The 10,754-nt window shown below is 36.7% G+C and carries 13 protein-coding genes and 4 pseudogenes; 14 read left to right on the top strand and 3 right to left on the bottom strand.

Translation table 11 applies throughout. From position 1 onward, the window contains the following. Positions 1-116: IS3 family transposase (locus ACPC57_RS00635; protein WP_434066131.1), on the top strand; the 116-nt coding region annotated here is incomplete at its 5' end. A gap of 46 nt (positions 117-162) precedes the next feature. Here ACPC57_RS00635 and ACPC57_RS00640 read toward each other — a convergent pair. Next, positions 163-402, bottom strand: a pseudogene (locus ACPC57_RS00640) (cysteine peptidase family C39 domain-containing protein); the annotation flags it as partial. Between the two features lie 296 nt (positions 403-698). On the opposite strand from ACPC57_RS00640, the pseudogene ACPC57_RS00645 reads away from it, so the two are divergent. Together ACPC57_RS00645 and ACPC57_RS00650 are read left to right on the top strand one after the other, a co-directional pair. Beyond that, positions 699-955: pseudogene (locus ACPC57_RS00645) on the top strand (Blp family class II bacteriocin). A 14-nt stretch (positions 956-969) separates the two neighbouring features. After that, a complete protein-coding gene (locus tag ACPC57_RS00650) occupies positions 970-1,173 on the top strand; it encodes a Blp family class II bacteriocin (RefSeq protein ID WP_039671032.1) in 204 nt (67 codons plus the stop codon). Between the two features lie 513 nt (positions 1,174-1,686). On the opposite strand, the pseudogene ACPC57_RS00655 reads toward ACPC57_RS00650, so the two are convergent. After that, positions 1,687-1,965, bottom strand: a pseudogene (locus ACPC57_RS00655) (transposase); the annotation flags it as partial. A gap of 207 nt (positions 1,966-2,172) precedes the next feature. After that, positions 2,173-3,277 (bottom strand): annotated as a pseudogene (locus ACPC57_RS00660) (IS3 family transposase). 690 nt (positions 3,278-3,967) lie between these two features. Here ACPC57_RS00660 and ACPC57_RS00665 point away from each other — a divergent pair. The 11 genes from ACPC57_RS00665 to ACPC57_RS00715 all read left to right on the top strand — a co-directional run bounded on the left by ACPC57_RS00665 (position 3,968) and on the right by ACPC57_RS00715 (position 10,719). Further along, entirely contained in the window at positions 3,968-4,198 is a 231-nt protein-coding gene (locus ACPC57_RS00665) for a bacteriocin class II family protein (protein ID WP_115265875.1), read from the top strand. Between the two features lies 1 nt (position 4,199). After that, positions 4,200-4,391: a hypothetical protein gene (locus tag ACPC57_RS00670; RefSeq protein ID WP_024405076.1), complete on the top strand. Its 192-nt coding sequence runs from the start codon at positions 4,200-4,202 to the stop codon at positions 4,389-4,391. A gap of 680 nt (positions 4,392-5,071) precedes the next feature. Next, positions 5,072-5,263, top strand: a complete 192-nt coding sequence (locus tag ACPC57_RS00675; protein WP_039671029.1) for a Blp family class II bacteriocin — start codon at positions 5,072-5,074, stop codon at positions 5,261-5,263. 40 nt (positions 5,264-5,303) lie between these two features. Beyond that, positions 5,304-5,492, top strand: a complete 189-nt coding sequence (locus ACPC57_RS00680; RefSeq protein WP_039671028.1) for a hypothetical protein — start codon at positions 5,304-5,306, stop codon at positions 5,490-5,492. Positions 5,493-5,817: 325 nt separating this feature from the next. Continuing rightward, positions 5,818-5,994, top strand: coding sequence for a hypothetical protein (locus tag ACPC57_RS00685; protein ID WP_434065988.1), 177 nt, complete (start codon positions 5,818-5,820; stop codon positions 5,992-5,994). 207 nt (positions 5,995-6,201) lie between these two features. After that, positions 6,202-6,459 (top strand): Blp family class II bacteriocin, encoded by a 258-nt coding sequence (locus ACPC57_RS00690; RefSeq protein WP_039671027.1) that lies wholly within the window; start codon positions 6,202-6,204, stop codon positions 6,457-6,459. Positions 6,460-6,475: 16 nt separating this feature from the next. Further along, positions 6,476-6,670 (top strand): class IIb bacteriocin, lactobin A/cerein 7B family, encoded by a 195-nt coding sequence (locus ACPC57_RS00695; protein ID WP_039671026.1) that lies wholly within the window; start codon positions 6,476-6,478, stop codon positions 6,668-6,670. Between the two features lie 931 nt (positions 6,671-7,601). After that, a complete protein-coding gene (locus ACPC57_RS00700; protein ID WP_065973046.1) occupies positions 7,602-8,633 on the top strand; it encodes a thioredoxin fold domain-containing protein in 1,032 nt (343 codons plus the stop codon). 3 nt (positions 8,634-8,636) lie between these two features. Then, positions 8,637-9,332, top strand: a complete 696-nt coding sequence (locus tag ACPC57_RS00705; RefSeq protein ID WP_065973047.1) for a CPBP family intramembrane glutamic endopeptidase — start codon at positions 8,637-8,639, stop codon at positions 9,330-9,332. Between the two features lie 367 nt (positions 9,333-9,699). Next, the gene (locus ACPC57_RS00710) at positions 9,700-10,095 is read left to right on the top strand and encodes a sigma-70 family RNA polymerase sigma factor (RefSeq protein ID WP_434066089.1); all 396 of its coding nucleotides are present in this window, start codon (positions 9,700-9,702) and stop codon (positions 10,093-10,095) included. A 483-nt stretch (positions 10,096-10,578) separates the two neighbouring features. Continuing rightward, entirely contained in the window at positions 10,579-10,719 is a 141-nt protein-coding gene (locus ACPC57_RS00715) for a hypothetical protein (protein ID WP_434066090.1), read from the top strand. The last annotated feature ends 35 nt before the right edge of the window (positions 10,720-10,754 follow it).

A 10,754-nucleotide genomic window follows, 5' to 3' on the forward strand; every position in this document is an offset into this window, starting at 1 on the left:
GCTCTTTGGAAGAATTAACCCTTAAAACTAAGGATTATGTCCACTGGTGGAATCACCATCGCATCCACAGCACACTTAATTACCAAACACCCATGACTAAAAGAGCAATCGTTTAACAAAAACACTTTATAAATTTTGTACAGAAAAGTGTTGCCTTTTCACGACATCATTCATATCAAAAAGGCTCATATCAGCTTGGATGGCTCTTGTCTCAAAGCCTATTTCTTGGGCAGCTTTAACGATACCAAGTGCGGTTGTTCCTTCCTTGTTAGTTTTGGCTAATTCTCTCAAATGAGCTAGAGAATAGTCAGAACCGTAAAACTTGGCAATAGAAGCTAAAGCAGCTACACCACAGTCTCTGGCATCAATTTGAGGAACAAAGGTTCGTTTATAAGAGGTCATTTGTCAAATCCTTTCTTGTTAGTGACAAGACTATTATGACAAAAATTTAAAGAAAAAAACGTCTCAATCTTAAATGGTCATCGAAACGTCCTGAATGGCAAAGCACAGAAAAATCTTGGAGTTAAAAAGAACTCCTGAATGGTTCTATTATCGTCTTAAACGGTAAAATTTTACTGTTTAGGACGTTTCGATGACTGTTCAGGAAATGGGAGAAATATTTTTTGAGGAAATGCTATACTAGACTTGTCAAGGTTGCAACTGGAAAAATAAAAATATTATATAAGGAGGTATTCGTTATGAATACAAAATCAATGGAACAATTTAAACAAATGGACGTAGAAATGCTTGCGAGTGTTGATGGTGGAAAAAATAATTGGCAAAATAATGTGTTAGAAGGTGTTGGTGCGGCTCTACTGCTGGGTGGGGGCTAGGGACTACTATCTGTACTGTTACTGGTGTAGGGGCACCGCTAGCACCAGCCTGTGGCTATATAGGAGCTAAATTTGGTGTGGCTCTATGGGCAGGTGTAACTGGTGCAACTGGTGGATTTTAAAGGAGAATGAAGTTATGTCAAATTATAAAATACTTGATGAAGGTATCCTTCAAAAAATCGAAGGTGGGAACCCTGCAGGCGCTGCCGTAGTTGCAGGAATGGGATGTGCAGCAACTGGGATTAAATATGGTTCCAAATTGGGAGTTTGGGGCGCTGCTATCGGAGGTGTCGGAGGTGCAGTAGTATGCGGCTATTTAGCCTATACTGCTGTTGGATAACCATGAAGTTACTATTTTTTATTACAGTCATTTTTGTACAATTGTACAGTGTATATACAGATTGGAAAAGTAAACACCTAATAGAAAAATCGATAGACTTGTCAGTTATCAACGTGTTTATCATTTTATTTCTTATTTATAAAAAGTTAGTATTTATCTGGATAGTATATTTACTTATTGTTATTAATTTCTTTTTAAGAATAAATGAAAAAAGGAATTGATATCCTAGCTTTATAGCAAATAACTGGTAGCGGTAGTCTAATCAATGTCATCAAGGGGAATGGGTTAATTTTGATCTCCAACCAGTCCCAGTCTAGCCGCTGAGTGTCATCCTATAACAATTCTCAAAAAGGAATATAGATTGTATCGGATGACAAATTCATTGTATATGGACTTTCTTTAGGGCACCTCTAACAACTTCTCCCTTAAGAGAATTTAGTTAAAAAATGATGTTGCTCTAGGGGTTCCTTCATATTTGGGTGATTACTCAGCTTTACCCCTTTTTTGGACGCACTACGCCCTAGAGTTTAAAGATAGCCGTTTAATTTGTTCAAAACGGCAGATGTTATATAGCAAATTAGTTAAGGTCACATTTGTTCTAGCTCCTGCTAACCCAATGCCTTTAAAATTACTTCCTTTCAAGTTATTTTCAATAGAACCAAAAACATGTTCAATACGATAACGAACCTTTGCCATATGTTTATTAATGTTTCTCTCTGTCAATGGCTTATTACGAAAGGCGTGACGAATCGTATGGTGAGATCATCCTTCAGGTACGCTCTTGCCTAGATAATAAGTTACGAAATAAGGATGTCTAAAATGATCTAAAATTACAAATGCGATTGCAGCGAAAAAAGATGGAAAGAGCAGTAGTAGAATGAACTGCTCTTTTTTGTGTCTATGATAAACCATTCAAGACGTTTCGGTGACTGTTTAGGATTTGAATAATAATTTGAAAAGGTAACACTTTTCTGTACAATTTTTATAAAGTGTTTTTTGTTAAGCGGTCACTCGCTTAGCGATGGGTGTTTGATAATTGAGACTACCGTGAATGCGATGATGATTCCACCAGTGGACATAGTTCTTGGTTTTAAGGGTTAGTTCTTTAAGTGAATGAAAGGTTTCTTGATGAATAAACTCCAGTTTGAAGGAACGGTAGGTACTCTCAGCTACTGCATTGTCATAAGGACAGCCAGCTTGACTTAGCGAACGGGTGATACCAAAGGCTTCTAAGACCTCATCAATTAATTGATTGTCAAACTCCTTGCCACGGTCAGAATGGAAAAGATTGACTTGGTTAAAGCATAAGGGATACTCTGAATGGCTTGTTTGACGAGCTCTGCAGTCTTCTGCCAGCCAACAGATACGCCAATAATTTCACGATTAAAGAGGTCAATAATCAAGCAAACATAAGCCCAACACTGACCAACACGGACATAGGTCAAATCTGTCACAATCACTTCCAGTGGTTTTTCTTGGTGGAACTGTCTGTCTAAGAGATTTGGAATAGGGGCTTCGTTTTTCCCTTTAGCATATGGCTTGAAGCTAGCCTGCTGGTAAACAGATACGAGATTTAACCGCTTCATGATTCGACGAATGCGGCGACGAGATAAGATAATCCCATCTGTAGCCAGACATTGCTTGATCTTTCTGGCACCGTATCTCGATTGGCTCTCGAGAAAAATTTGTTTCACCTTTTCTTCAAGATCAGCTTCAGATACTGGTTCTGAGGTTTTATAGTAGTAGCTAGAGCGCGGGAGATTCAACCAACGACACATGGCTGAAATGCTGTATTTATCCTTGTTAGCAGTGATTAGTTCCCTTTTTGTGCCATAATCACCGCCGCTTGCTTTAGGATGTCTATCTGCATTTCAAGTTCTTTGTTTCGCTTTCTAAGAGCTATCAGCTCCCGCTGTTCATCGGTAATATTATCAATTGATTTGAAGGAGCCCATTGTTTTAGCTTGTCTCACCCACTTATCAAAGGTAGAAGGGGTTAAATCATATTCTTTGATCAGCGCACTTCGTTTCATACTTGCAGTGTGAAGGTCAACGATTTGTTGTTTAAAGTCATCTGTAAAATGACGGCGTATTTTTCTAGACATATTGTTTCTCCTGTTTTCTTTAGTGTAGAACACTTTATAAATTCTGTCTAGTTTAGTGTAACCGATTCAAAGTCTGAATCAAGAGAGCGAAGTGGATTTGAGCTATTTCGGATAAAGTCATGACGGAATTTTGGGCGTTAGCAAGGACTGGATCTGTTGAAGGTGCGAGACATGGAGCAGCATCAGGTTTAAGTGTGTGGTTCCTGGTGTGGAATTGTTGGATCGGGTTTAGGGGGAATTACCCTATAAAAGATTTAGTAAGAAAAGTAATCATGAAGTTTTTCTGAAAACATAAATTTATATTATTGTTATATTTTTAGTGTAAAGATTTTTCTAGTTATTTTTTTCCCAATACAACAATAATTGATCTATTACTATTCGGTATATTTTTAATGCTTATTTTATGTGCGAAGAAGATAGATAATTTCTTTCAATCCAAAATAAAGAAAAAAGCGTCCAAATCTTAAATGGTCATGGAAACGTCCAGGATGGAAAAAAAGAGATATTGACTCAAACTAAAAATAATTCTCGAATGGTCATTACATCATCTTCAACGACAAAATTTTGCCATTTAGGAAAGTTAAATGACTGTTCAGGAAATGGGGGAACTATTTTTTGAGGAAGTGCTATGCTAGACTTGTCGAGGTTGCAACTGGACAAATAAAAATATTATATAAGGAGGTATTCGTTATGAATACAAAATCAATGGAACAATTTGTTACTTTAAATCCAACTGAGCTTGCTAGTGTTGAAGGTGGATATTCCGCCGGGAAATGTCTAGCAGATATTGGCTGGGGAATGGCTGAAGGAGCAATTGGAGGAGCCCTAGCTGGAGGGCTTATAGGAGCAGGAATCGGAATCGGGCTAGGACAAATAGGTGGCAGTATTTACTGTATTGGAAATATATTAGGGGGAAAATAGTATGAATATGCAAAAAAATTTACCAGACGAAACTTTAGAACTTATCTATGGTGGTGGAAGAGTAAACTGGGTCGTTGCTGGGGCACAGTGTATTGGCGCAGGGGTAATTGGACTAGTTGGTGGACCATGGACTGCTTTAGGAGCTTGTGTCGTTAATGGCGGAAAATCAATAACAGGAGATCTGTTAAAATAATGCTTAAGGATATTTCAGTAATCATTTTTAGTGATTTCTTTCCATATTTTCTAATACTGTGTATTATCCATTTTATTGGTAATTCTAAAGAAGATGTGGGATTAAAAAAAGTTAAATCAATAATCGGAGTAATTGTAATACTAAATTTTATCCGAGACATGATACAATACTTTTTTAATTACTATGACTCAGCTCAGTAGTATCGGATGTTTTAGATTCAATAGTTATTTAAGCAGAAGAAGACATAGCTAATATGATAGGTGTGCAATCATTGATTTTTGAGGTAGAGTAGCCATCTTCTGTTAAAAGGCACAATGGTCTATGTCAATGGAACTATTGAAATATGGTAATTATTATGGATAAGAAAAAAGGTAGTTTCAACTGCTATAATTACAGGAATTCTTATAGTTTCGGTATCTAATTTTTTAGAGAGTTGCCCCAGCACTTTTCACTTTGAATATTATTGGATTTTTCTGTTTCTTATCATAATATAAAAGGATCATTTTTGAGAAGTGATTTTATCCACACACCAGCTCCGGCTGATGTTTTTATCTTGAGTGGTTGAAAATCTATGGAAAAATTCATTTCATGATGAAAAAAAGACATTTCAAGATTTTTAGAAAAAATATGACACTAGAGTGTTATATTAGATTTATCAAAATTTCAACGAGACAAAAACAATGGAACAATTCAACGTGCTTAATACTGATTCTCTTGCTACTGTTGAAGGTGGAGTTTCAACGCGTTGTGTTGCTACAATAGCTGGAGGAGCATTTTGGGGTGGTAGTAGAGGACTAGCAGGAGGTCTATTGGCCGGTGCTATTGGTACAGCAGTCGGGGCAGCGGCTGGTGCAATTATTGCTTGTAGATAAACATTAATATTGCTGACTAAAAGAGAGGAATTAATTAAAAATGTATTATACATTAAAAGAGGTAGAACTAGTAAATATTTCTGCAGGAGCTTCAAAAAATAATTGTGTTTGGGGAGTTATGGCAGCAGCGGGAGGAGGATTTCTCGCAGGGGCAGCACTTACTGGCCCCTTAGGTGTATTTGGCGGGGCAATGGCAGGAGTAGGTGCTGCAGTTGCTTTATGCAAATAGGTTCATAAAAGTGAGAAAGTTTAATTTAGCTGCTTTTATAATGGCATTTGGCTTTTTGATAGTAATTATTTTTCCAATTTTTCCAAAAACATTCAAAGACTACGTCTTGTTATTAGGATCGTTACTAACTTTTTGTTTGATACTTCTTATTCCGTATAGAAAAAACAAAAGATAGCATTTAAGAGATATATCAAAAGTCGGATGACAATTGTTCATCCTCCACAATCTAATTGTGTAGATTATATCCCAGCCTATCCAAGGAAAGTTTTACCAGCTTGTTAATTTAACTCATAATAAATTAAAAAATCTAGAGGAACGGGTGCGAATGAAGCGAGTTCTTAAATTGACTCTTTATGGAAGTTTAGAGCTCTATCTGAATGTCTATTTATTGGATAAGTATGGCTTAGAAAGTTGGGTATACTGGTTGAGTTTGGTTTTATCATTGTTACTAATGTATTGGCTAGATAAGCTTTTCTGGTCCGATAAAACTTGGTGTTTCTAATATTGTTTGTCGTCACACTAATATAAATTATTGGTGTGACTTTTGATTTGGTTTATTAATATAAATAAGTAACGGTAAATTTTCCCATTTAGGAAAGTTAAATGACTGTTCAAGAAATGGGGAAATTATTTTTTGAAGTAGTGCTATACTAGACTTGTCAAGGTTGCAACCCGACAAAATAAAAATATTAGGTAGGAGATATTTACAATGAATACAATAACTATTTGTAAATTTGATGTTTTAGATGCTGAACTTCTTTCGACAGTTGAGGGTGGATACTCTGGTAAGGATTGTTTAAAAGACATGGGAGGATATGCATTGGCAGGAGCTGGAAGTGGAGCTCTGTGGGGAGCTCCAGCAGGAGGTGTTGGAGCACTTCCAGGTGCATTTGTCGGAGCTCATGTTGGGGCAATTGCAGGAGGCTTTGCATGTATGGGTGGAATGATTGGTAATAAGTTTAACTAAGGAAGGAGTTTATATCATGAAGCAGTATAATGGTTTTGAGGTTCTACATGAACTTGACTTAGCAAATGTAACTGGCGGTCAAATTAATTGGGGATCAGTTGTAGGACACTGTATAGGTGGAGCTATTATCGGAGGTGCATTTTCAGGAGGTGCAGCGGCTGGAGTAGGATGCCTTGTTGGGAGCGGAAAGGCAATCATAAATGGATTATAAAAGTCTTTTATCGCTTTTATTATTCATAATTCCCCTTGTAGTTATACTAATCGGTCTTCGAAAGAATAATCAGAAACTAATCATTGCTGGGGTAGCTCCTCTTATCTATCTATTATGCAGTTATCTTTTAGACTGGATTTTTGATTGAGAAATTCGATTTTGGTCTATTTGTAGATTTTCAAAGTATGCTAAATGTTTTTAACCTCCCCAAAAATTATCAAGTCAAGTACAGCAAAGTATTCATCTTGAACGGTTGAATAGTTATACAAAAGATATCTCATGATAAAAAACAGACATAGGAAATAAATTTGGAGGCTGATATTGATATGAAATTTTGATAAACATATTGAATTAAATACCTTCGTCTTGGAAGAAATTCAAGGAGGAAACCCAAATTGGGGGTTCAGTATTTGCTCATTATGTTGGAGATTAGAAATAAGATTTTTCTGCTTCTAAGCATTGCAATTCTCTCTTTAATATTCTTAAAGTTTATTGTTAAAGTAGACTCTAAAACATACCATTATTTAAAAATACTGACTATAATAGCTCTGGTCTTATATATTTTGGAATTACTAATCTCATTTTAAAAGTAAGTCATAAGTTGATCACACTGATAAACTAGAATCAGTGTGATTTTTATGTTCTGCTATTTTTCCCCTTAGGATGCTTTAATTACCGTCAAGAAGGAAGCTGTGTGATTTTTTCATTTGCAGTGCCATAGCCTAGATTCTCATGGCATTGTTATTAAGTAGGCGGTACATGTTTTTAAGTGGGTTGATTATATGGTTAGAGTATTTGTGAGCGTTAGATTTATTGCTCACAAAGGTTAACACTTCCCATTCAGGACGTTTCGATGACTGTTCAGGAATTTTACGAAATTTTGCTTGTGAAAATTATAGAATAAGATCATCAATAATAAAGGAGTTTCATCATGAAGAAAACACTATTCAAATCACTACTTTTCAGTACAGTGGCTTTGGCAGCTTTAGTTACTAGTCCTGTTTTGGCTGACAGTTCTGAAACTAACTCATTAGAAGAACATAGTCCTTCTCTGGTGACAGAACAGCCATCTAGCCAAACAACACCTGATCAGACAGGCGAAGCTACAACCGGTGAAGAACTTGCAGAAGTGACCATCGAGGAGTATGCTACAAATGTCGCTGATTTTAAGAAGGTAACTATTGACAATGTTCATACAGCTTTTACGGCTGACGGTTTGGAACACACCTTGTATTTCGGTCGTGGGACCTGTTATTATTGCCGTCAATTTTCACCAGACTTGAAGGAGTTTAACCAGCTAATTGCTGGTCAGTTGGAGTATTACGATACAGATAGTGCAGATGATGAGGCTAAAGAGTTCTTGTTTAAAACAGTCGGTATCCCTGGAACACCAACCATTATCTACCTAAAAAATGGTCAACCTGTTTCTGGATGGGTTGGTGGAGGAGTCAATGCTCAGCAACTCTACGACTACCTCTATCTTGGAAAATCACCTGAACAACCTGCTGACGAGGCTGAAAATAGTGAACTGAATAAAACTAATCAAGAGGAAGGGACACAGTCAGGCACTGCGTTAGATAATAAAGCTAACACTGAGGAAATTTCGAATCAAGAGTTATCCGAAACCGTCTCTTCCTCTGATAAAACCAAGGCTGATTCTTCAGAACAATCCAAAGAGGTTACAGATAAGTCTATCGAAGATGTTAGTGCCAGAGATGAGAGTGTCAAAGTTGATGTTAAAGAGCAAGAAAATAAAGAAGAAACCTTGATTAAGTCAGCAAGCTCCACATCACAGGTAACAGTAACACCACTAGCAAGTCGTGTTACTGGAGTTTCTGGATCCTCAACTTTGCCTAGAACAGGAGAGGTCAATTCGATTAATCTTGTGCGTATCGGTCTAGCCTTCTTACTGGCTTTGGGATTCACAGGCATCAGTCGTTTGAGAACTAAGCAGGAGGGTTAGATAATGCAACGTTTTAAAAATATACTGAAGTTTATTGGGCTAATCTTTCTTACCTTAAGTGTCAATATCTTTCCAATGAGATTAATTGCTACTCAGGAGACAACGCCAACTTATATGCAGTGGCTTGCTAGTCTAGGTTATTTATTGGCTACTGGTATCGTCCTTGTTCTTGTTTGGAAAAAATATAAAAACAAGGATGAAAAGGAAAAATTACCCTTTACCTGGAAAGACTTTGGAATTGCTCTTCTCTTTTATCTTGCTACTCGTCTGGTAGCCATTGGTGGAACCTTTTTAATTCAAATGGTCACGGGTAATGCAACCTCAGCCAATGATGCCGCCTTGATGGCAACCAATGAGCAGCTTAGCCAGATGTTCCCTTTATACTTTGTTGCCTTTCATCTTGCTATTGGTATCTTTGCTCCGATCTTGGAAGAACTTGTGTTCAGAGGATTCTTTGGTCGTTATTTTTTCAAAAACAATCGTAAGTTGTTGAAATTGACTGTGAGCTCTTCCATTTTTGCATTGTTACATATGTTCTATCCAATCGAGTTTATTGTGTATTTCCTGTTAGGAGCAATTTTTTACTTGGCATACGATCGTCGTAAAAACATTGTCGATTCGATTGTTGTGCATCTACTGAATAACGGATTACTAGTTATTATATCTGTTGTTAATTATCTTATTCTAATGTTTGGTTAATAATGATTTTATATAAGGAGGTATATTATATGCTTAAAGAACTACATCTCTCTCAACTGTCCCATATTTCAGGCGGAAGCCTTCGACCACCCCTATATGGAATTGGAACAGTTAAACCAATTAAATATCCAAAGCCGATTCCTATACCAAAGCCCATTTTACCACCAGCTGAAATTATGTAAGGTTATTACAATCTAGGCGATAGAGCAGTTTGCTTTATCGCCTTTTTTATATTTTTTTGTGAAAACAGCGGTAAAATCCATGAAAATTTTCACTCTTAATAGTGAAGTCTAAAAATTGAGAGTGTTTTATGAAAAATCGTTCACCCCCCTCTAATCTCCTTTTAAGAATAAAAAGGAGGATTAGAATGTCATATTTTATCTATGTGAATGGGATACGAGTCCCTGTTTCCAGAGAGGTTTACCGTGAGTATTGGCGATTGACAAATCGGGAAAATTATATTAATCGATTAGAGGTTAAATATCATGTTAGACCATTTTCAGATTATGCTGATAGTCAATTAACAAGTTTTATTTCCGATGGCAAAATGAATATCGAAAAAATACTGGAGACTAAAGAGATTTTTCAGTTACTGTATGAAGCTTTGCTTACCCTTAATGATGATGAGTTTTCTCTTGTCAAAAACTTGCTTTTTGAGGAAAAAACATTGAATGAAATTTCTCTGTCTAATCAAATTTCTATTTCAACTGTTGCAAGACGGAGAGATAAAATTTTGAAGCATCTCAAAAAGTTATTGGAGTAGGGTGGTAAAAATTGCCACATTTTCACTCTATATAGTGAAGGGGGCTAAGAACCTGTATTCACAATAAAAATGTTAAACTGATTGGACTAAGTTTGACCCAATTGAGGACGCTTTTTTGCAGAAATACTAAGCGTAGACCAGAGTATCTGACGGTGAGTGAGCTAAAATGAGCTTGTTCAAGTCATTGGTTAAATTGTGAATATAGGTTCTAAAATTCCTGTTATTGCCCTTTGACAATTGAATAGACCAAGGTGGGACGTTAATCATTTGTGGAGCAAGTTAGTCAGATACGCTGTGATATGAGCGAGTATTGTCGGCTATAAAATAGGTTGGTCACCTATCTGCCAGGATGCAAATGAGGACAATGATACTTCTAACCGTTTAGGCTGCCAGCGAGAAAGGACAGCGGGTGCAATCCCCATGTAGAACCTAACCAGTTCTACCCACTGAGGTCAACATTTTGATGTAAAGGAAATAAGAATTATGGAAAAAACACAAACTGGTGCGGAGTTACCGCAAGTTGTGATTGAAGGTTATAAGGTGACGGTGCAAGTGACGAATAAGCCACTAAGCCTTACAGACGTTTTAGATGATTTGCTGGGGAGACAGCTTGAAAAAATTTGAGTTTTTAGCGGACAAGTCTTGGTAGATTATGTAAA

The organism is Streptococcus sp. VTCC 12886 (genome assembly GCF_049893425.1).
In the GTDB taxonomy this organism is placed as follows: Bacteria; Bacillota; Bacilli; order Lactobacillales; family Streptococcaceae; genus Streptococcus; species Streptococcus suis_AA.